The sequence below is a fragment of the Streptomyces sp. NBC_01304 genome (assembly GCF_035975855.1).
In the GTDB taxonomy this organism is placed as follows: Bacteria; Actinomycetota; Actinomycetes; order Streptomycetales; family Streptomycetaceae; genus Streptomyces.
The window spans coordinates 7,620,291-7,640,940 of the sequence record NZ_CP109055.1 but is presented as its reverse complement, the minus strand read 5'-3'; the positions used below and the strand labels follow the sequence as shown (position 1 = coordinate 7,640,940).

Here is a 20,650-nt window from a genome sequence, read left to right as displayed (position 1 = left end):
CGATCAGTCGCCGCCCCTGGACCGCCCTCTTCGTGGGGGCGGTCCTCGCCGCGTTCTGCGCCGTCCTGGTCGCGGCCCCCGCGCAGGCGGCCGGCTACCGCTACTGGTCGTTCTGGTACAAGGACGGCGACAAGTGGGCGTACGCCACCCAGGGCGCCTCGACCGCCCGCCCCTCCGACGGCGACGTCCAGGGCTTCCGCTTCTCCGTGAGCGAGGACTCCCAGGACGCGTCGAAGCCGCGCGGCACCGCCGGCTTCAAGGACATCTGCGCGAGTACGCCGCCCAAGGACGGCCAGAAGCGGGTGGCGCTGCTCATCGACTTCGGCACGCCCGAGGACGCCCCGGACGGCGAGACCCCGCCGAAGGCGCGTACCGCCTGTGCGCGGATCGCGGACGACGCGACCTCCGCCGACGCGCTCGCGGCGGTCGCCAAGCCCCTGCGCTACAACAACAGCGCCCTGCTCTGCGCGATCGCCGACTACCCGAGGAAGGGCTGCGGCGAACAGGTCGCGGCGGACGGCGGCAGCACCGGCAAGCAGGAGTCGAGCGCTCCTGACCAGGCCCAGGCGCAGGACAAGGACGACGACGGCCCCTCCGTGGGCCTGATCGCGGGCATCGCGGCTGTCCTGGTGCTGGGCGTCGCGGCCGTCTGGCAGGCCCGTCGACGGCGGGGCTGACCGCTGAACCGGGACCGCGTGATCGCGTGATGACATACGGCGGCAGCCTCGCCCCGAAGGCGCTGAGGGCTCTGACGACACCGAAGGCCCCCGAGGCCAACCGGTCCAACGCCCTGCACCCCGGCGCCTGGTGGGTCTGGGCGCTCGGCCTCGGCACCGCCGCGTCCCGCACCACCAACCCGCTGCTGCTCGGCCTGCTGGTCGGCGTCGCGGGGTACGTGGTCGCCGCGCGCCGCACCGAGGCGCCGTGGGCCCGCAGCTACGGCGCGTTCGTCAAGCTCGGCCTGCTCGTCCTCGCCATCCGCCTGGTCTTCGCGATCGTGCTCGGCTCCCCCATCCCCGGCAGCCAGCTCCTCTTCACACTCCCCGAAGTCCCGCTGCCCGACTGGGCGAAGGGCATCCGGATCGGCGGCCGGGTGACGGCCGAGGGTCTGGTCTTCGCGCTGTACGACGGGTTGAAGCTGGCCACGCTGCTCATCTGCGTCGGCGCCGCCAACGCCCTCGCCAACCCCGCGCGGCTCCTCAAGTCACTGCCGGGCGCGCTGTACGAGGCCGGGGTCGCGGTGGTCGTCGCGCTGACCTTCGCCCCTCAGCTGATCGCCGACCTGCAGCGCCTGCGCGCCGCCCGCCGGCTGCGCGGGCGCCCGGACCGCGGCGTACGCGGCCTCGTCCAGGTCGGACTGCCGGTCCTGGAGGGCGCGTTGGAGCGCTCGGTGTCCCTGGCGGCCGCGATGGACGCACGCGGGTACGGCCGTACCGCCGAGGTCCCTCTCTCCGTGCGGCGTACGACGGCCGTCCTCACGCTCGGCGGGTTGCTGGGCGTCTGCGCGGGAACGTACGGACTGCTGGCCGCTGCGGGCGCGGGCTACGGCCTGCCCCTCCTCCTCGTCTCGCTCGTGCTCGCCATGGCCGGGCTCTGGCTCGGCGGGCGGCGCAGCGTGCGCTCCCGGTACCGGCCCGACCGCTGGGGTGCGCGGGCGTGGCTGGTGTCGGGGTCGGGGGTCGCGGTGGCGGCCCTGATGATCTGGGCCGCCTCCTACGCCCCCGAGGCGCTGCACCCCGGCGTCGTCCCGCTCACCGCGCCCGAGCTGCCCCTGTGGCCGGCGGCGTGCGTCCTGCTCGGCCTGCTGCCCGCGTGGGTGGCTCCCGCACCGCCTCGGAAGGAAGCGCCATGATCCGGTTCGAGGATGTCTCGGTCACGTACGACGGCTGCGACGCCCCCACCGTCCAGGGCGTCGAACTGACGGTCCCCGAGGGCGAGTTGGTCTTGCTGGTCGGTCCCTCCGGGGTCGGAAAATCAACCCTCCTCGGTACGGTCAGCGGTCTGGTCCCGCACTTCACGGGCGGCACCCTGCGCGGCCGGGTGACCGTCGCGGGCCGCGACACCCGCACCCACAAGCCGCGCGAACTCGCCGACGTGGTGGGCACGGTGGGCCAGGACCCGCTCTCCCACTTCGTCACGGACACCGTCGAGGACGAGCTCGCCTACGGCATGGAGTCCCTGGGCCTCGCCCCCGACGTGATGCGCCGCCGCGTCGAGGAAACCCTCGACCTCCTGGGCCTCGCCGACCTCCGCGACCGCCCCATCAGCACCCTCTCCGGCGGCCAGCAACAACGCGTCGCCATCGGCTCGGTCCTCACCCCGCACCCCCGGGTCCTGATCCTCGACGAGCCGACCTCGGCCCTGGACCCGGCGGCGGCCGAGGAGGTCCTGGCCGTCCTCCAACGCCTGGTCCACGACCTGGGCACGACGGTCCTGATGGCCGAACACCGCCTGGAGCGTGTCGTCCAGTACGCGGACCAGGTCGCCCTCCTCCCCGGCCCCGGCGAGGCCCCGATCCTCGGCGCTCCCGCCGACATCATGGCGATCTCACCGGTGTATCCGCCGGTGGTGGGGCTGGGGCGCTTGGCGGGCTGGTCCCCGCTTCCTCTTACTGTGCGGGATGCGCGCCGGGGGGCGGGCGAGCTTCGGGAACGACTGTCCGGCATCGCAGCTCCCACTGCCCCCAGTGCGGCCGCCACCGCAATCCCCACCCACCCCGGTGCGGCCGACACCACCACTCCCACCCACCCCCAACCCTGTGGGCAGGCGTTCCGCAGGGCGAGTGGGGCCTCCCCTGCTCGAGCGAAGCCGAGAGCTTGGGGAAGGGTGGGCACAGCCGAAGGTGCCGGACATCCGGAAATGAAGGCGTCCAGGTGGACAACCTGGTTCAGCCAACGCAGGCGCAGGCCAACGGAAACTCCCGCAACCAAGACCACCGCTCCGGTCGCCCAGACCGAAAACCTGGCAGTACGACGAGGCCGGGTCGAAGCCCTGCAAGGGGTCGACCTCAAGGTCGAGAGGGGCGAAACCCTCGCCCTCATGGGCCGCAACGGCGCCGGAAAGTCGACCCTCCTCAACACCCTCGTAGGGATGATCCGACCCACTTCGGGCGAGGTGAGGGTCGGCGGGACGGTCCCGCACAGGACAACCCCCCGCGACCTCATCCGCCACGTAGGCCTGGTTCCCCAGGAACCAAGAGACCTTCTGTACGCAGACACGGTGCACGGCGAGTGCGAGGCGGCCGACCACGACGCGCGCGCCGAGCCCGGAACCTGCCGAGCCCTCCTCACCCGCCTCCTCCCCGGCATCCCCGACGAAACCCACCCCCGCGACCTCTCCGAGGGCCAGCGCCTCACCCTCGCCCTGTCCGTCGTCCTCACCGCGAAGCCCCCGCTGCTCCTGCTCGACGAGCCCACCCGAGGCCTCGACTACGCCGCGAAGGCCCGCCTCGTCACGGTCCTGCGCGACCTGGCCGCCGAGGGCCATGCCATCGTCCTGGCCACCCACGACGTGGAGCTCGCCGCCGAGCTGGCCCACCGCGTGGTGATCCTGGCCGACGGCGAGGTCGTGGCGGACGGCCCGACCGCCGACGTCGTGGTCTCGTCCCCCGCCTTCGCCCCACAGGTCAGCAAGATCCTGGCCCCGCAGCAGTGGCTGACCGTGCCGCAGGTCGAGGCCGCACTGGCGGAAGCCGAATGAACACCCCGCAGACCCGGCCCAAGGCCCGGGCCCGGGCCCGGGCCCAGGCGCAGGCCCGAGCCATCCGCCTGGGCCCCAAGTCCATCGCCGCGCTCCTCCTCGTGAGCGCCATCGGCGTCGCCGCCTTCGGCTGGCCGCTGCTCGCCGACGGCGACTCCGGGGTGACCGATCACGCCGCGGACGCGCCCTGGCTCTTCGCCGCGCTGCTCCCCCTTCTGGTGGGGGTCGTCACGGCGACCATCGCCGAGAGCGGCCTGGGCGCCAAGGCCGTGGCGATGCTGGGCGTGCTCGCGGCCGTGGGCGCCGCACTGCGCCCACTGGGCGCGGGCACGGCTGGCCTGGAGCCGATGTTCTTCCTGATGATCCTGGCCGGGCGGGTGCTCGGACCCGGCTTCGGCTTCGTCCTCGGCTCGGTCACGATGTTCGCGTCCGCCCTGCTCACGGGCGGGGTCGGCCCGTGGATGCCGTTCCAGATGCTGTCCATGGGCTGGGTGTCGATGGGCGCGGGCCTGCTGCCCGGGCCCGACCGGCTGCGCGGCCGCGCCGAGCTGGCGATGCTCGCGCTGTACGGGGCGGCGGCGTCGGTCGCGTACGGATTCGTGATGAATCTGTACGGCTGGACGATCGTGCCCGGCATGAGCTCGGGCCTCTCCTTCCAGGCCGGCGACCCGGTGCACGAGAACCTGGTCCGCTTCTTCGCCTACTGCCTGGCCACCTCGATGGGCTGGGACCTGGGCCGGGCCGCCGTCACGGTCGCCCTGACCCTGGCCGTCGGCGCGACCGTGCTGAAGGCGCTGCGCCGAGCCACCCGCCGCGCAGCTTTCGAGGCGCCCGTCACATTCCAGGACAAAAACCAGTAGGCCACCCATCGCCCTACGTAACGGCAGAGGCCCCCTAGGGGTGACCCCGCGCACAGGACCAAGGTCCTCAACGATCCCGGCTAGTAGTCCCTGAGCCATGATCCACAGACCCCCTCACGCCCGTCCTGACCTGCGGATACAAGGGGTCCATAAGAAGTGGGGCCGAACCGCCCCAGGTGCGAGCTCTCCTAGTAACAGGGGTCATTGCGGCGACGTAACAGCCCTGCTTCTCTGGAGGAGTCGCAGGGCGCCGCCCGGTCTCACGGCCGACGGCGCCTGTGCATTCCCCCACCTCTCCCCGAGCGGTACCGGCATGCCTCCTGCGCCTCCATGTCCCCTACGGAAGGTCTTCCGTGTCCGTCTCCCGCATCCGCCGCATCGCCACCCCGAAGAAGGCCCTCGCCACCTCCGTCGTGGCCCTTGCCGCCGCCGGCATGGTCTTCTCCGCCGCTCCGGCCCAGGCCGCCACCCCGGCGGCTGTCCCGGCCGCCGCCCCGGCGATGGCCGCGACGTCGGCGCAGGCGATCGCGAAGCAGATGATCCCGGACCCCGCGCAGTACAACGCGTTCAGCCAGATCGTCTCCCGCGAGAGCGGCTGGAACCACACCGCGTCGAACGCCTCCTCCGGCGCGTACGGCCTGGTCCAGGCCCTGCCCGGCTCGAAGATGGCGTCCGCGGGCGCGGACTGGAAGACCAACCCGGCCACCCAGATCAAGTGGGGCCTCGACTACATGAACTCCCGCTACGGCAGCCCGGCCGCCGCGTGGTCGTTCTGGCAGACCCACCACTGGTACTGAGCCGAACCGGCACTGAGCCAGCACTGACGAAAGCGCCGCCCACCCTCATCGCGAGGGAGGCGGCGCTTCGTCGTACCCGGCCCGGGTCAGCCCCGATAGGCCCTGAGCAGGGCGAGCGAGTCCTCATAGATCTGGCACTCGGCGATCTGCCCGTCCCGCACCCGCAGCCGCACCACGAAGCCGTCCTCGTACACGGCGCCCGTCGCCGGGAAGCGGAAGGCGAAGCTCCCCGTCACCAGGATCTGGTCCTCGCCCAGCTCGGCCAGCCGGCCGCTCGACGGCGCCACCACCGGCAACTCGCTGGTGTGGCGCCGCGATGCCGCGCATCCCGTGCTCGAACGCTTCCTCGACGTGGCCTCGACGGCCGGCGCCGCTACCGACCCTGCTGCAGCTCGCTGAACCAGCGCACGATCTTCGGACTCGCCGCCTTGAAGCTGCCGAAGTGGTCCACCGGCCCCTGGTCGAGGACCGGGGCCCGCACCCCGTGGTCCGCCAAGTCGGCGGCGCAGCTACGGGCGTTGGCGATCGGTACGTCGGTGTCGGCGGCCCCCGCGTACAGCCGTACCGGCGCCTTCGGTCCCCACCCGCAGCTGTCGCTGTTGCTGCGCAGGACGTCGAGGAGGACGCCCGTCGGGTGCTGCATCCGCTCGTAGAACTCGGGGGTCAGCAGCTCCTTCACCGTGCCCGGCAGCTGCTTGACGATGTCCTCCTCCTGGTGTTCACCGTCGAAGAGCGCCTCGACGCGGTCGGCGTACGGGGCCCGGAAGACCTCCGAGGGGTCCTGGTAGATGCCGTGCAGGCGGTTCTGCGCGACCAGGAAGTAGGAGACGTAGAAGATCGCGCTGATGTCGTTGACCCGGCCGTCGAACACCGCGGGCACCTCCTCGCCCTCCAGGTCGTACGGCCCGCCGACGGGCGCGAGGGCGCGCAGCCGGAAGTGCCGGTCGACGCCCCGCTCCAGCTCCTTCCCGAGCGCCATGGCGACCTGCCCGCCCTGCGAGAACCCGGTCGCGTACACGTCGCCGGTGAGCGTCCGCCCCTGCTGCCGCGCGGCGCTGCGGGCGGCCCGCAGCATGTCCACGGAGGCCGTGACGGCGGACTTCGTGTCCATGTACGGGTGCTTCCCCGGCCCCTTGCCGAGCCCGAGGTAGTCGGGGGCGGCCACGGCCCGGCCCGCCGAGGCGTGCAGATAGGGCGCGACGCGCCCGAAGTCCTCGCCCACGGAGGGCGCGTAGTCGCGGTGCACCATGGTGCCGTGCGTGTCCGACACGAGGTCGAGCCGCTGCCTCTTGCTGTCCGGGAGCACGAACAGGCCGGTGGCGGTGGTGGGTTGCCCCTGTGGGTCGACGGTCCGATAGGTGAGCCGGTACGCCCGTACACCGTGCCGGACCGTACTGGCGTCCATGTCGCGCCCTTCGAGGAACTTGGTGAGCTCGGCCGAGGTCAGCTTGCTCAGCGGGGTGCTGGCGATCAATTCGCCGCGCTGGGTGTGCTGTTGGGTGTACGTCGCCACGTGAGGCTGCGTGTCACCGGCGAGTGCGGGAGCGGCTGCGCCCAGGGCGAGGACGAGAGCGGTGCAGGCGGCGACGGTGCCGCGGCGAATGCGCGTGGTGTAGGTCATGCCACGATCGTGGCCCGGTATCAGGGTTCAACCCATCCGGCATGCCCCCGGGTTGGGGGGTGTCGCTGGCTACACCTCCGTGGGAGGGATTTCCCCCACCCCGCCCCTTCCCTTAAGGCTGCCGCCGGCACAATTCAGCCCGTCCGGCGCTTGAGGACACCGCCCGGAGGGCGGAAAGCTCCGCAGGATTTCGGGAAGGGGCGGGGTGGGGACAATTACAACCGCTGAATGATCGTCCCCGTGGCGAGAGCCCCACCCGCACACATCGTGATGAGCGCGAACTCCTTGTCCCGCCGCTCCAGCTCGTGCAACGCGGTCGTGATCAGCCGAGCCCCGGTCGCCCCCACCGGATGCCCGAGCGCGATCGCCCCGCCATTCACATTCACCTTCTCCAGATCCTGATCGAACACCTGGGCCCAGCTCAACACCACCGAGGCGAACGCCTCATTGATCTCGACCAGGTCGATGTCCTTCAGCGACATCCCCGCCTTGCCGAGCACCGCCCGAGTCGCATCGATCGGCCCGTCCAGGTGGTAGTGCGGGTCGGCCCCGACCAGCGCCTGGGCCACGATCCGGGCCCGGGGCTTGAGCTTCAGCGCCCGTGCCATCCGCTTGGACGCCCACATGATCGCGCAGGCCCCGTCCGAAATCTGCGATGAATTCCCCGCCGTGTGCACCGCGGTCGGCATGACCGGCTTGAGGCCCCCCAGCCCTTCCATGGTCGTGTCGCGCAGCCCCTCGTCCCGGTCCACGAGCCGCCACATGCCCTGCCCGGCGGCCTGTTCGGCCTCGGTGGTGGGCACCTGGACGGCGAAGGTCTCCCGTTTGAAGCGTTCCTCGGCCCAGGCGACGGCGGCCCGCTCCTGCGATATGAGACCCAGCGAGTCGACGTTCTCCCGGGTCAACCCCCGGTTGCGGGCGATGCGTTCGGCCGCCTCGAACTGGTTCGGCAGGTCGACGTTCCACTCGTCGGGGAACGGCTTGCCGGGACCGTGCTTGGAGCCCGACCCGAGCGGCACCCGCGACATGGCCTCCACGCCACAGCTGATGCCGACGTCGATGACCCCGCCCGCGATCATGTTGGCCACCATGTGGCTGGCCTGCTGCGAGGAGCCGCACTGACAGTCCACGGTGGTCGCCGCGGTCTCGTACGGCAGGCCCATCGCGAGCCACGCGTTGCGCGCCGGGTTCATGGACTGCTCGCCCGCGTGCGTGACCGTGCCGCCGACGATCTGCTCGACGCAGTCGGCGTGCATGCCGGTGCGGGCGAGGAGTTCGCGGTACGTCTCCCCCAGCAGATAGGCCGGGTGGAGGTTGGCGAGCGCTCCGTTGCGCTTGCCGATGGGGGTTCGTACGGCTTCGACGATGACGGGTTCCGCGGCCATGACCCTGATCCTCTCCTCGCACACCTTGCGCGTCTGGAGGGCGATCCCGGCGCCCGCCGACACAAGAACCGACCAGAACGGTCCAGAACTAGTACGCGTTCTAGTTCTCCCCGCAGTCTTACGAGTGCTACCCCCGGTACGCAAGGGTCTTGCACAGCTTGTGCACACCCCTTGCGCGCAACAGATCACGCAGAGACCCTTGCCACTTGTAGAACCCGTTACTACCTTTCGGACAACTTCTGATGGGCCGTCAGACACTTGCCGAGGCCCGCACGCGCACCGCCCTCAGGGCCCTGGCCGTACGACACTGGAGTTGACCGATGACCTGTCCCGCCCTGCCCGAAGGGTTCGACGCCACCGACCCCGACCTGCTCCAAAGCCGCGTACCGCACCCGGAGTTCGCCGAGCTGCGGCAGACCGCTCCGGTGTGGTGGTGCCCGCAGGAGCGGGGCGTCACGGGGTTCGACGACGAGGGGTACTGGGCCGTCACCCGGCACGCGGACGTCAAGTACGTCTCCACGCATCCCGAGCTGTTCTCGTCCACCCTGAACACCGCGGTCATCCGCTTCAACGAGCACATCCCGAGGGACTCGATCGACGCCCAGCGGCTGCTGATGCTCAACATGGACCCGCCCGAGCACAGCCGGGTCCGGCAGATCGTCCAGCGGGGCTTCACCCCGCGGGCGATACGCAGCCTGGAGGAGGCCCTGCGCAATCGCTCGCGCAAGATCGTCGAGGAGGCGGCCGCAGGGGCGGGCCCCGACGGCAGCTTCGACTTCGTCACCAACGTGGCCGTCGAACTCCCGCTGCAGGCCATCGCCGAACTCATCGGCGTCCCGCAGGAGGACCGGTCCCGGATCTTCCACTGGTCGAACCAGATGATCGCGTACGACGACCCGGAGTACGCCGTCACCGAGGAGACCGGCGCCAAGGCCGCCGCCGAGATCATCGGCTACTCCATGACGATGGCCGAGGCTCGCAAGGGCTGCCCCGCCAAGGACATCGTGAGCACGCTGGTGGCGGCGGAGGACGAGGGCAACCTCTCCTCCGACGAGTTCGGCTTCTTCGTGCTGCTCCTCGCGGTGGCCGGCAACGAGACGACGCGCAACGCCATCAGCCACGGCATGCACGCCTTCCTCACCCACCCCGAGCAGTGGGAGCTCTACAAGCGGGAGCGCCCGTCGACCACCGCCGAGGAGATCGTCCGCTGGGGCACGCCCGTGGTGTCGTTCCAGCGCACGGCGACGCAGGACACCGAACTCGGCGGCGTACAGATCAAGAAGGGTGACCGGGTCGGGCTGTTCTACTCGTCGGCCAACAACGACCCCGAGGTCTTCGAGCACCCCGAGCGGTTCGACGTCACCCGCGACCCGAACCCGCACCTCGGCTTCGGCGGCGGCGGGCCGCACTTCTGCCTCGGCAAGTCCCTGGCCATCATGGAGATCGACCTGATCTTCAACGCGCTGGCCGACGTCGTGCCGAACCTGAAGCTCGCGGGCGACCCGCGCCGGCTGCGGGCGGCCTGGCTGAACGGCATCAAGGAGCTTCAGGTCAGCCTGGGTTGAGGCACTTCAGCCTCGGTGGAGAGGCGTCAGAACGTCAGGCCGGCCTCGCTGCGACCGCGACCGGCCCTCCCCCGGGAGGCAGGGGCACTCCCATCCACGCCTGCCCCTGCCTCCCGCTCAGAGCCTGTCCTCGAACGCCCGGTCAGCACTTGCCGGGTCGTGCGTACACCGCCACCCGCGCGCCCTGCACCTCAGTGGCGCCGCACTCCTCGAAGGAGTCCTGCAACACCTCGCGCTTGGCCTTCTCCTCGGGGGTCCGGTCCAGGGGGTCCCCGGCCGGGTCCTGCAGGGCGACGATCCGCTCGGCGGTGCGCAGTTCGGCGGGCAGGTCCTCGACCGGGTGCTCCACGCCGTAGAGCGAGCGGGACGCGTCGGGGGTCTGCGCGAGCGCCAGGTCCCTCAGGCCGCGGAAGGCCTCGGGTTCGTCGGCGGCCCAGATGCGGCGCCGGGCGGGCATGAAGAGCAGGCCGTCGCCGGGCTTCGCGACCTTGCGCACCTCGTCGGCGATCGCCGTCATGTTGTCGACCCGGCTCTCCGGCGAGCGCACCATCAGGCCCACCGGAACCAGGGCCACCAGCGCGACCAGGCTCGCGCCCGCCGCGAGCGCGTGCCGGCGGTGCTTCGCCGGGTGCCGGGTCGCCGCCTGCCAGGCCCGCTCCAGCGCCGCGCCCGCGAGCAGCGCCAGGCCCGCCATGCCGTACAGCACATAGCGGTCGACGAAGAGCGCCTTCACCGGGCTCAGGGCGAGCAGGAGCACGGTCGGCAGGAGCATCAGGGGTAGCGCGAGGCCCTGCAGGGTGACCGGGCCCGGGGCCTGCGCCGAGTTTCCCGTCGTCCGCCCGGAGGGCGGGCCCTGCGCCCGCTGCGGAGCAGCTGATGTCTCGCGCCCCTGCTCGAAGAGCTTGAGGGAGCGTGCCAGGCGTCGCCGGGCAGACGGGAAACTCGGCGCAGGCCCTGACCTCGGCCGCACGGGGACCGCGGCGCGGGTGAAGCCGAGCACCGCCCCGATGCCGTACGCGATGAGCACGCCGGGCTGCGGCCCGCTGATCCAGTCGACCAGGGCGGACTGTCCGACGCTGAACACCGCGAGCGGGGCGAGGCCGACGACGACGCAGGCCGAGGCGACGAGCCAGGCCCGGCGCATCGGGCGGGGCGCGTTCGACCGCCACAGGGTCACCGCGTGCGCGAGGACCGCGAGCACCGCGAACTCGTGGAGCAGACAGGCGGTCAGGGCGAGCAGCGCGTACGCGCACCAGAGCAGTCGGGCCCTCGCGTCCAGGGCGGGACGGTCCAGGGCGCGTACGAAAATCCAGGTCGCCCAGACGACGAGCGCACACACCAACGCGTACGAACGTCCCTCCTGCGCATGCCACTGCACCAGCGGAAGCAGCACGAACACCCCGCCCGCGAGCAGCCCGGCGCGGAGTCCGGCGAGCCGGTGGCCGAGCAGCGCGACACCGGCCGTGGCGGCGGTGATCGCGAGGACGGACGGCAGCCGCAGGGCGAGCAGGGAGTCGCCGAAGAGGGCGAACACGCCGTGCATGAAGAGGTAGTAGAAGCCGTGCACGACGTCGTAGTGCTCGAGGGTGGCCAGGAGCGAGGACAGCGAGCGCTGCCCGAGGTCGACCGTGACCGCTTCGTCGCGCCACAGGGTGCCCTGCCGGGTGATCCCCCACAGTCCGAAGAGCAGCGCGAACAGGGGCGGCAGCGCGAGCAGCGCCCGCCGCGGCCGCGGGCCCGCGAGGCCACCGGCCGGGGCCGCTCCGCTCTGGGCCGGGATCCTGGCCCCGGTGGTCCGGGCACCGGCGGTGGTGGGCCGGCGGTCGGTGCTGGGCTGTGCCGTGTCGATGGGGTGCTCCGCGGTCGGTGCGGTGAGCCGGGGCTCGGTGGGCCGGGGGCCGGGGGCCTGCCCGTCGGGGGGTCGCAGCGCTGTCATGGTGCGGCTCGGCGGGTCGGGACGGAGGAGGCGCGGCGGTGTCGGGCCGGTATGTGGGGGTGGTCCGAGGACGGTGCGTGGGTGTGGTCCAACACCGGCACGTGGGCGTGGTCCGTTGCCATTGCCGTTGCCGTTGCCGTTGCCGGAAGGTGCGTCGTCCGGCCGGAGGGCCGGCCCTGCCTCCGCTGCGTGCGGGGTTCCCTGCTGGAGCCCGGCGCAGGACCTGGCCCCGGCAGGGGGTTGCGGGCGTCAAGGAACGGGTGGGCGCAGGATCCGGTCACCGGATACGCCGGGCAGCGCCCGGCCCCGCCCCCGTTGTGCTCCGCTGCCACCACGCCCCGTCGGCCTCCGCCCGCCTTGTCTCCCGATCCCGGCATCCTACGAGGGACGCGGCCGCCCCTGTAGCCGCAGGCGGGTCGGGCGCGGTCGGAGACCGGGGGCCGAGATGAGCCGGGCGCGCTGGAACCGCGTGCTCCGCCGTCCCGTCTGAGCTCGTGTTCGACGGCACGACGGGGGGAGCTGCCACATGTCCATGGGCACGGCGAAGACCGGCGGGGACGGTCAGGTCGAGGGTGGTCGACGGCGACCGGCACGGGGCCGCCGCGGGCGGGTCCTCGGCATCCTCCTGTCCCTGGCGGCGCTGCAACTGGGCTCCCTGGCCGCCCCGGCCCACGCCTGCGGCTGCGGCGCCATGGTCCCGAACGCCGACACCCGGATAGGCGTCGACCAGGAGACCTCCGCCGTCCGCTGGGACGGCCGGCGCGAACGCATCGACATGCGCCTCACCGTCCGGGGCACCGCCGACCAGGCAGCCTGGATCATGCCGGTGCCGCACCGCGCGGACGTCGAGCTGGGCGACCCGGCCCTCTTCGACCGGCTCAGCGAGGCCACGGCACCGGTCCCGCGCGACCGCTTCTACTTCTGGCCGCGCGGCGGCGACTGGCCCTTCGCCGACTCCGACGACGACGGCGCGGGGGCGCCGGCGCCGGGCGCGAGCGACGGCCGGGGTTCGGGCGTGGGCGTCGTCGACCGGCGCCGCCTCGGCGACTTCGAGGTGGCGCGCCTGACCGCCACCGACCCGGACGCGCTCAGCACGTGGCTGAGCACCAACGGCTTCCGCCTCCCCGACCGCCTGGAGGACGCGCTGCAGCCGTACGTCGCCCAGGGGTGGGAGTACGTGGCGATACGCCTCGTCCCCGGGGAGGCGGACGGTTCCGGCGCGAGCGGCACCCCTGACACCGGAGCCTCGCCCGGGACGAGCGGCACGCCGGGCGTGAACGGCAGCCCCGACGCGGGCAGCACGCCGGACGCGAGCGGACATCCCGGTTCGGGCAGTACCTCGGACGCGAGCGGCAGCCCGGACGCAGGACCCACGCCCGACGCAGTCGGAGGCCCCGATACCGGCGAATTCCCGGACGCGAGCAGCACTCCAGGCACGACCGGCACGTCAGGCACGACCGTCGCTCCAGGCGCAACCGGCACGACCGGCACCCCAGGCGCATCCGGCACCCCAGGCTCAAGCGAAACCCCCGCCCGGCCCCAGCCCCTCACCGGCGCCCTCGACCCCCTCCGGATCACCTTCGACAGCGACAGGCTCGTCTACCCGATGCGCCTGTCCCGCCTGGCCCGGACCCCGCAGTCCCTCGGCCTGTACGTCTTCGCCCCGCACCGCATGGAACCCCGGTCCGCCATCGGCGGGGCCGAACCCGAGGTGACCTTCGCCGGAAAGGTCGAGCCCACCGGGGCCCTCGCCGAACTCGCGGGCGGCGGCACGCCCTTCCTGACCGCGGTCGAGCAGGACTTCCCGCAGCCCGAGCGGATCAACGCCGACCACGAACTGCGCCGCTCGGCCTCGGACACCACCTTCCGGCGCACGTACGACCGGGACCGCCTGCTCCGCGTCGCGGGCATGCCGGCCTGGCTCCTGACCGTGGGCGGAGTCGCTCTGGTGGCCGTGCTCCTGATCGTCGTACGGGCCAGGGCACGGGCCCGCCGCGACGTGCTCCCGCCGGCCTGAGGATCGGGCCCTAGGGCCTGTCCGGCGGATCTTCGCGGGCCCACGACGCCTGGCACGCGCCCCCAGCCTCCGGCCGGGGGTGCCCCCGCTCGCCGCACGCCCGAATCACCCAAGTACGTCCAGTACGAGGGCGATCCGGGCGCACGCCGAGAGCACGCACCAGACGCCGCGGGCTCTTCCGCGAAGATCCGCCGGACACGCCCTAGACCTCGTGGAAGAACCCCACATGCACACTGCGCGGCCCCGCCCGGTCCTGGATGACCACCTCGCCGGACCCTCCCGCGGGCAGCGGCGCGCTCGCTCCGTACGCGACGGGGTGCGGCACGCCGCCCAGGACCACCCGCACCTCGGACGAGGGGTCGGGCTGCGAGCCCTTCAGCCAGAAGACCATCCACGACCCGTCCGGACCGCAGCGGAACTCCAGATGGACCCGCGACACGAACAGCCAGTCCTCGGGCGCCGCGAGCCGGCACACACCCCGGTCCCGCCCCACCCGCAGCACGGAGCCGGGCGCGCTCGGCGCATCCGCCATGAGCATGCCCGCCGTCGCACCCTCGCCCGCCGCGGACACCGCGGCCATGGTGAGCTCGAGCATGAGAAATCCTCCAAATCACGGAATGCGCAAGGAAGTTCACCGACGTACGCACATGCCGTACGCGCCGCCGCATGATAGATCTCCACGCCCCACCCGGTACGTGACTGAGCCCACACTTCCCTCACCGAGGCCCGTCCCACACCTCTTTGGGACAATGGGCACATGCCCGAGCGCAAGCCGAGCGGCGCGCCACCGAAGGCGACGCCTGACCGGCTCAGGCCTCGATGAGCAGTTCCCGGAAGGGCTCCGCCGACTGCGTACCCGACCTGCCGAAGGGCGCGTCGAAGTTCCAGACCAGGAACAGCAGGAACACGATCAGTCCGCTGAACACGCCGGCGAGGAGCAACTCCCGTGCGGATCGCCGGATTTGGAGGGTGAAGATGAGCCCGACGGTCACCACCCCGCCTCCCACGAGCCCGAACCACACCACCCCGGGCAGCGTCGACTCGGCGCCGGACACGCGTACGTGCCGTGCGTCGTCGGCGATGGCGATCTGGTCGAGCAGCGGCTGATAGGCCCCGGCCTGCAGCTCGTTGGCCGGTGCCTGCCGGGTGATGTCGCCGCGCACCTGATCGAGGAGGTGCGCGCCCTGCGCGGAGGGGGCCACGCCCTCGGTCATGCTCGCCCACTCGGTGGTCATCGCGTGGCTGGCGTAGGCGTCGATCTCGCCGCGGATCCGCTCGCGCACCTCGGGCGGATAGACCTCCACGCGCCGGCTCACCTCGTAGAGCGCCTGGGCCTCACGGCGTACGGAGTCCTCCGCGGCGCCCCGCGCCTCCCAGACCCCGGCGATCGCGAGGCCGAGGACGATGGCGTACACCACGCCGACCATCATCACCATGTACTCGATGACGTCCGGCGTCTCGGAGGTGTCCTCGTCGACGTCCGCCCGGCGGTGCCGCAGCACGGCGACGGTGACGACCAGGGCGCAGACCAGGGCCAGGGCGACGGCCAGGACGAGCCATTCGGACATGGGGCAACTCCTCGTACGGATAAGGGTGTTGAGGGCCGGCGCCGTCAGGTGCGGGCGGCGCCCCTGGAACGGGAACTGGAGTTGGGGCGCAGCGCGGCGGCGGCGAGCACGGCGGGGGTGGTGACCACCACCATCAAGGTGACCGTCGAGAACCCGTCCGGCGTGGGCCGCTTGAGCAGCGCGCTGCGGTAGGGACGTACCGGAAACCGCTCGGCAACGGGACCGGCCGCCGCCCGCATGCGCGGCGGATCGGGCGTGGGGGCCGGGTCCGCCGGAGGCGGCTCGGGGGTCGGCTCCGGGAGCACCGGGCGGTCCGGCGCGGGGCGCGCCGCGCGAGCGGCCGACGGGGCCGGGACGGGCGGCGCGGGCGCCGGTGCGGCGCGACCGGGCGGGGCCGCGACCGGAGGCGGCGCGGGCGAGGGGGCCGACGAGGGTTCCGGTGCGGGCAGCAGCCGTACGGTCGAACCGACCTCGACCGCCACCACCTCGGGCGCCTCCGGCCGGCACACCTCGAGCCGGGTGGAGAGCGCCGACTCCAGGACGTCGTCGACCGTGAGGTTGAGGCCGATGCCGACCGTGCCGGACAGCGGGCACAGGGTGGTCGCGACGGCGCCAAGGCCGGTGACGTACCACATGCTCATCCCCTCGCCTCCACTTGAGACGCCCACCGCAGCGCAGTGATCGCAAGAGAAGAAACGATCAAGGGACGGCCGCGACACGGCCCCCGGGCACGCAATATGACAGGCAGTCAGCGCCGACTCGGCGGCCGGACCTATGCGCTGCCGTGCCCGTTCATCGAGGAGAGCCCGGCGCCCCGCACGGTCCGGCCGTGTCCCGGCGCCGGGAGCTTCGCGAGGCTGCGCTCCAGGTCGTCCAGGGCCTGGCGGGTGGCGGCGATGCGCTGGTGCAGCAGCGGGGCGTCCTCGTGTCCGGCGGCGGGCACGAGGACCGCGACGCCGTGCAGGCCGCCCCCCTCCTGCTCCCGCGCCGCCCGCAACTCCTGCGCCTCCTTCTCCGCCTTCTCGGCCTTCTCCATCTCCCGTGCTTCCTCAAGGGAGTTGATGACCACACCGATGAGTACGTTGACGAGGACGAAGGACGCCATCAGGACGTACGCGCCGTAGTAGAAGACGCTCCACCGCGAGATCGCGAGCCCTCCGTGCACCGCGTCGCCGAGCCCGTCCAGGGTCATCAGGAGCAGCAGCGTGAGCACGGCCCGGCCGAGCGAGCCGAAGTGCTGGGGGTCGGAGTGCGCGAAGAAGATCCAGCCGACCATCGCGTAGACGTACAGGAGCAGCGCCCCCACGAGCAGGAAGCTCGCGGTGCCCGGCAGGCTGCGGCCGACCGCGACGAGCAGGATGCGCAGTTGGGGCAGGAAGCGGGCGGTGCGCAGGACCCGGGCGAGGCGCAGCAGTCGCAGCAGCGTGGTGTTCTCGCTGACGACGGGCAGGAAGGCGCACATCACGACGGCGAGGTCGAAGAGGTTCCACGGGTCGCGGAAGAAGTCCCGCGGGCGGTCCGCGTGGGCTCCGATGCGTACCGCCATCTCCACGGTGAAGCCGGCCAGGCAGAGGTGTTCGGCGGTCCGCAGCCAGGAGTGCCACTCGTGGACGACTCCCGTGTACGTCTCGACGCCGAGCAGGAGTGCGTTGACGAGGATCAGCACGATCACGGTGATCGCGAACCAGCGCGCCTCACTGACCGTGCGGCAGCGCCGCGCCACCACCTCGCGCGGGGACGGCGTGCCGGCCGCCGTGTGAACCGTCATTCGGGTCCTTCACATCCTTTGTGCTCATGGCTCGGCTCGATGACGGAACGACACTGCCCAACCGAAATGGATCTCATGGCCGTTGCATGGCCGATCGGCCTGCTCCTCACTCGTTGGAGTGACGGAGGAGGGGGTGAGGCAGGATGGGCGGCATGAGCATCGTGAAGATCAACGCGTTGACCGTCCCGGACGAGCAGCGGGAAGTCCTGGAGAAGCGCTTCGCCTCGCGCGCGGGCGCGGTGGAGAACTCCGACGGGTTCGAGTGGTTCGAGCTTCTCCGACCGATCGAGGGCACGGATCAGTACCTCGTCTACACCCGCTGGCGCGACGAGGCCGCCTTCCAGGCCTGGATGGAGGGGCCGATGAAGGCCGCTCACCAGGGTGGCGGTGAGCGGCCCAAGCCTGCGGCGTCGGGGTCGACGGTGTGGTCGTTCGAGGTCGTCCAGCAGGCTGCGCCCAAGCAGGGCTGACCGTCAGGGCCGAGGCACGCCCTAGGGCCTGTCTTCAAACTCCCGTCTGCCTCGCGACGCCTGGCACGCTCCCCCAAGCTCTTCGAGCAGGGGGGACCCCCTCTCGACGCACCGGGCGAAAGCCCAAGTACGTCCGGTCCATCGACGGGGCCTTCCGCCCGGCACGCCGAGAGCACGCACCAGACGCCGCAAGGCCGCCCTTCGGGCGACGACGGGAGTTTGAAGACAGGCCCTAAAGCGTGTTGCACAAGGCTGTGATCTGGGCATCTCCGCTGTATGGCTGGGGTGTTGAGGGCAGAACGGGTGTGGGTGGAGACGTTCACCGGGCTGCGGGTGACGCAGTTTGCGCGGCTGCTGAAGGCGGTGCGCGAGCGCGGCGGCAACGGCACGCTGCAGGGCCGGCCGTGGAGTCTGCCGCTGGCCGAACGGGTGCTGGTGGTGGCGGTGTACTACCGCACGAACCTCACGATGCGGCAGCTGGGACCGCTGTTCGGTATCTCCTCGTCCACGGTCTGCCGGGTGATCCAAAGGCTCGGGCCGCTGCTCGCGCTCGAGCCGGCCTCCCGCCCGGCGGACGCACCGGAGCGACTGTGGATCGTGGACGGAACGTTGATCCCGGTCCGCGACCGGCAGGTCGGTTCCTCCAGCCGCAACTATCGGTTCTCGGCGAACGTGCAGGTCATCGTCGATGCTGACACCCGCCTGGTGATCGCTGCGGCCCGCCCGGTGCCGGGCACCACCGCGGACGCCCACGCCTGGCGGGCCTCCGGCCTCGCCGAGCACTGCCAGGGCGTCACCGTCCTTGGCGACGGCGCCTACACCAACACCGGTCTGGTCATCCCGCACCGCAAACGTCCCCGACGGTCCCTGCTACCGGGCGAAGAAGCGGACAACGCCGCGCACCGCAAGGTCCGCGCCCGCGTGGAGCATGTGATCGGCCGGATGAAGAACTACAAGATCCTCCGCGACTGCCGACAACGCGGCAACGGCCTCCATCACGCCGTCCAGGCCGTCGCCCACATGCACAACCTCGCCCTCGCATCATGACCAGAAGACCGCGATCACAGGCCCTGACCTGCCCGAACACAGCCTTGTGCAACACGCTTTAGAGACGCAGCAGGCGCTCGGACAGGTCCCGGTACTGGCGCAGGGCGAGGCGCAGTTCCTCGGTCCCGGCGCTGGTCTTGCTGTCGCTCTCGGCGTCCTCGGCGCCGGCCGCGTCCGGGGTGTCCTGGGCGGCCGTGCGGATCGCGGTGCGGCGCTCCTGCAGGGCCCGGGTCACGTGGTCCACGGTCTCTTCCAGGACGCTCTCGGCGTCGGCCGTGGACCGGCGGGGGTCGTCGACGAAGCCGTTCAGGGCCTGCTGCAGCCGCAGGGCCAGCTTGTCGCGCTCGGCGGACGGGACGAGGGGCGAGGGCGAGGTGCCGCCCGGGAGGTCGGTCGTCGTCATCGGGCCTCTCCCTTCGTGCGGAACGCCCAGGGCTGGTGGGCGCGTTCACGGAACTTCCGGGAGGGCTTCGGCCGGGGATCCGTCGTCGATTTCGCCATCGGTTCGTTGGTCGACTTCGTCGTCGGTTCCTTGGCCGGTTGTGCCGTCGATTCGTCGGCCGGTTCCTTGGCCGGCTCTGCCGTCGGCGCCTTCGACTCCGTCACCCTCGCCCTCGGCCTTTCGGCGCGTCCGCCCCGTTCGGTGCCTTGGGCGGCGCCCTGCGTCGGCAGGAGTTCGTCGAAGAGGCTCCGCGCCTCCAGCAGCGCGCCGCGCAGTTCCTCGGTGCCGGCGTCGGCCGCCACGCGCGCGTGCAGCAGGCGGTATCCGTGGACCCGTGCCCCGTGATGTACGGAGAGCGCGTCGAGCTGTTCCTCGCGACGGTCGCCGTCCGGGTAGCCGCGCTCGGCCGCCAGCCTGGCGATGAGCCGCTCCGCGTCGGCCGTGGCCTGCCTCGGCGCGTCGACGAACCGCTCCTGGACCCCGGCCCATTGGGTGACGTAGGTCTCCCGCGCCTTTGCGGGCAGCGGCTTCGGCCGGAGGTCGCCGTGCCGCCGTACCCGCTCCTTCAGTTCCTGCTCGGCGGCCTTGGTGTCTCCGTCGTGGCGGGCGACGGTGCGGTCGTACTCCGGGCCGAAACGGCGCCGGAGCGAGCCGCCACCGCCTCGCCGCGTGGCGTACAGGAGTACGCCGCCGACGACGAGCAGCAGAACCACGGACAGCGCGACGACGATCACGATCTCGACAGTGGACATGGGCCGCTCCCAGGTTGTGTGGGGCTGTCGTCACACCGGGTAACCCGGCAGCACCGCATGAAACGGGCAGCGGGCGGCCGGGCGCCGGACGGGCCCTTTCTCGATTGCGCGCCACGGGCCCGCCGACGCATGATCGGTCCCATGAGCTCCTGGACCGTCGCCCCCGAACCGTTCGACTCGCCCGACGCGGCCGCGCTGTGGCGTGCGTACTACACGGAGGTGAGCGACCGCTGGTACGAGCTCAACCACGGGCACAAGACGGACCCCGAGGAGCTGGAGCGCGAGATCGCCGCGGAGAGCGGGGCCGAACTCGACCCGCCCAAGGGCGCGTTGGTCGTCGCACGGCACGACGGCGTCCTCGCCGGGTGTGCCGGGCTGCGCATGCTGGACGCCACCACGGGCGAACTGACCCGGGTCTTCGTGCTCGAGGACATGCGCGGCAAGGGCGGCAGCGGGGTGCTTTTGCGCGCCATCGAGGACGCGGCCCGCGGGCTCGGCGCCGAGCGCCTGGTCCTGGACACGCGGCTCGACCTGGTGGAGGCGCGGGCGCTGTACGCGCGCAGCGGCTACGCGGAGATCGAGGCGTACAACGACTCGATGTACGCCGAGGTCTGGTTCGAGAAGCACCTCGAAGCAGCGTGAACCACGCGTGAACCATGAGATGCAGGACGTGACGCAGGACGTGATGCAGGACCAACGGCGGCCCCTCTCGGTGACTTTCGG

The 20,650-nt window shown here is 72.0% G+C and carries 20 protein-coding genes; 10 read left to right on the top strand and 10 right to left on the bottom strand.

Annotated elements, in window-relative coordinates:
• The first annotated feature begins 2 nt into the window (after window positions 1-2).
• The 5 genes from OG430_RS33975 (at window position 3) to OG430_RS33955 (ending at window position 5,356) form a co-directional block, all read left to right on the top strand.
• Window positions 3-677: an SCO2322 family protein gene (locus OG430_RS33975; protein WP_442816752.1), complete on the top strand. Its 675-nt coding sequence runs from the start codon at window positions 3-5 to the stop codon at window positions 675-677.
• A 29-nt stretch (window positions 678-706) separates the two neighbouring features.
• Complete coding sequence (locus tag OG430_RS33970) at window positions 707-1,852, top strand: energy-coupling factor transporter transmembrane component T (protein ID WP_327359331.1); 1,146 nt, start codon at window positions 707-709, stop codon at window positions 1,850-1,852.
• A complete protein-coding gene (locus OG430_RS33965) occupies window positions 1,849-3,699 on the top strand; it encodes an ABC transporter ATP-binding protein (protein ID WP_327356475.1) in 1,851 nt (616 codons plus the stop codon). The genes OG430_RS33970 and OG430_RS33965 overlap by 4 nt, the downstream gene beginning before the upstream one ends.
• Entirely contained in the window at window positions 3,696-4,559 is an 864-nt protein-coding gene (locus OG430_RS33960; RefSeq protein ID WP_327356474.1) for an ECF transporter S component, read from the top strand. The genes OG430_RS33965 and OG430_RS33960 overlap by 4 nt, the downstream gene beginning before the upstream one ends.
• 353 nt (window positions 4,560-4,912) lie before the next feature.
• Window positions 4,913-5,356, top strand: a complete 444-nt coding sequence (locus OG430_RS33955) for a transglycosylase SLT domain-containing protein (protein ID WP_327356473.1) — start codon at window positions 4,913-4,915, stop codon at window positions 5,354-5,356.
• A gap of 86 nt (window positions 5,357-5,442) precedes the next feature.
• Here OG430_RS33955 and OG430_RS33950 read toward each other — a convergent pair whose 3' ends face one another.
• From OG430_RS33950 to OG430_RS33940, 3 genes are all read right to left on the bottom strand, one after another.
• The gene (locus OG430_RS33950; protein WP_327356472.1) at window positions 5,443-5,646 is read right to left on the bottom strand and encodes a nuclear transport factor 2 family protein; all 204 of its coding nucleotides are present in this window, start codon (window positions 5,644-5,646) and stop codon (window positions 5,443-5,445) included.
• A gap of 83 nt (window positions 5,647-5,729) precedes the next feature.
• A complete protein-coding gene (locus OG430_RS33945; RefSeq protein WP_327356471.1) occupies window positions 5,730-6,977 on the bottom strand; it encodes an alpha/beta hydrolase family protein in 1,248 nt (415 codons plus the stop codon).
• 215 nt (window positions 6,978-7,192) lie between these two features.
• Window positions 7,193-8,362 (bottom strand): steroid 3-ketoacyl-CoA thiolase, encoded by a 1,170-nt coding sequence (locus OG430_RS33940; RefSeq protein WP_327356470.1) that lies wholly within the window; start codon window positions 8,360-8,362, stop codon window positions 7,193-7,195.
• A gap of 320 nt (window positions 8,363-8,682) precedes the next feature.
• Here OG430_RS33940 and OG430_RS33935 point away from each other — a divergent pair, with 320 nt between their 5' ends.
• The gene (locus OG430_RS33935; RefSeq protein ID WP_327356469.1) at window positions 8,683-9,927 is read left to right on the top strand and encodes a cytochrome P450; all 1,245 of its coding nucleotides are present in this window, start codon (window positions 8,683-8,685) and stop codon (window positions 9,925-9,927) included.
• 142 nt (window positions 9,928-10,069) lie between these two features.
• Here the strand turns inward: OG430_RS33935 and OG430_RS33930 are convergent, their stop codons facing one another.
• Window positions 10,070-11,863: a glycosyltransferase family 39 protein gene (locus OG430_RS33930; protein WP_327356468.1), complete on the bottom strand. Its 1,794-nt coding sequence runs from the start codon at window positions 11,861-11,863 to the stop codon at window positions 10,070-10,072.
• Window positions 11,864-12,389: 526 nt separating this feature from the next.
• Here OG430_RS33930 and OG430_RS49535 point away from each other — a divergent pair.
• Complete coding sequence (locus OG430_RS49535; protein WP_442816600.1) at window positions 12,390-13,880, top strand: DUF2330 domain-containing protein; 1,491 nt, start codon at window positions 12,390-12,392, stop codon at window positions 13,878-13,880.
• Between the two features lie 202 nt (window positions 13,881-14,082).
• On the opposite strand, the gene OG430_RS33915 is transcribed toward OG430_RS49535, so the two are convergent.
• From OG430_RS33915 to OG430_RS33900, 4 genes are all read right to left on the bottom strand, one after another.
• Window positions 14,083-14,475, bottom strand: a complete 393-nt coding sequence (locus OG430_RS33915) for a hypothetical protein (protein WP_327356467.1) — start codon at window positions 14,473-14,475, stop codon at window positions 14,083-14,085.
• A gap of 214 nt (window positions 14,476-14,689) precedes the next feature.
• On the bottom strand, window positions 14,690-15,448 hold the full coding sequence (locus OG430_RS33910) for a bestrophin-like domain (RefSeq protein WP_327356466.1): 759 nt from the start codon (window positions 15,446-15,448) through the stop codon (window positions 14,690-14,692).
• Window positions 15,449-15,492: 44 nt separating this feature from the next.
• Entirely contained in the window at window positions 15,493-16,089 is a 597-nt protein-coding gene (locus OG430_RS33905) for a hypothetical protein (protein ID WP_327356465.1), read from the bottom strand.
• A gap of 131 nt (window positions 16,090-16,220) precedes the next feature.
• Window positions 16,221-17,216: an ion transporter gene (locus OG430_RS33900; protein ID WP_327356464.1), complete on the bottom strand. Its 996-nt coding sequence runs from the start codon at window positions 17,214-17,216 to the stop codon at window positions 16,221-16,223.
• A gap of 152 nt (window positions 17,217-17,368) precedes the next feature.
• Between OG430_RS33900 and OG430_RS33895 the strand changes: the two genes are divergently transcribed.
• Window positions 17,369-17,686 carry an antibiotic biosynthesis monooxygenase family protein gene (locus OG430_RS33895; protein ID WP_327356463.1) on the top strand — a complete coding sequence of 106 codons (318 nt, stop codon included), beginning with the start codon at window positions 17,369-17,371 and terminating at the stop codon, window positions 17,684-17,686.
• 276 nt (window positions 17,687-17,962) lie between these two features.
• On the top strand, window positions 17,963-18,733 hold the full coding sequence (locus OG430_RS33890) for a transposase family protein (RefSeq protein ID WP_327351289.1): 771 nt from the start codon (window positions 17,963-17,965) through the stop codon (window positions 18,731-18,733).
• Window positions 18,734-18,791: 58 nt separating this feature from the next.
• Here OG430_RS33890 and OG430_RS33885 read toward each other — a convergent pair whose 3' ends face one another.
• A complete protein-coding gene (locus OG430_RS33885; protein ID WP_327356462.1) occupies window positions 18,792-19,136 on the bottom strand; it encodes a hypothetical protein in 345 nt (114 codons plus the stop codon).
• Entirely contained in the window at window positions 19,133-19,927 is a 795-nt protein-coding gene (locus OG430_RS33880; protein WP_327356461.1) for a hypothetical protein, read from the bottom strand. Before OG430_RS33880 ends, OG430_RS33885 begins: the two co-directional genes overlap by 4 nt.
• 141 nt (window positions 19,928-20,068) lie before the next feature.
• Between OG430_RS33880 and OG430_RS33875 the strand changes: the two genes are divergently transcribed.
• Window positions 20,069-20,569: a GNAT family N-acetyltransferase gene (locus OG430_RS33875; protein WP_327356460.1), complete on the top strand. Its 501-nt coding sequence runs from the start codon at window positions 20,069-20,071 to the stop codon at window positions 20,567-20,569.
• Window positions 20,570-20,650: the final 81 nt, after the last annotated feature.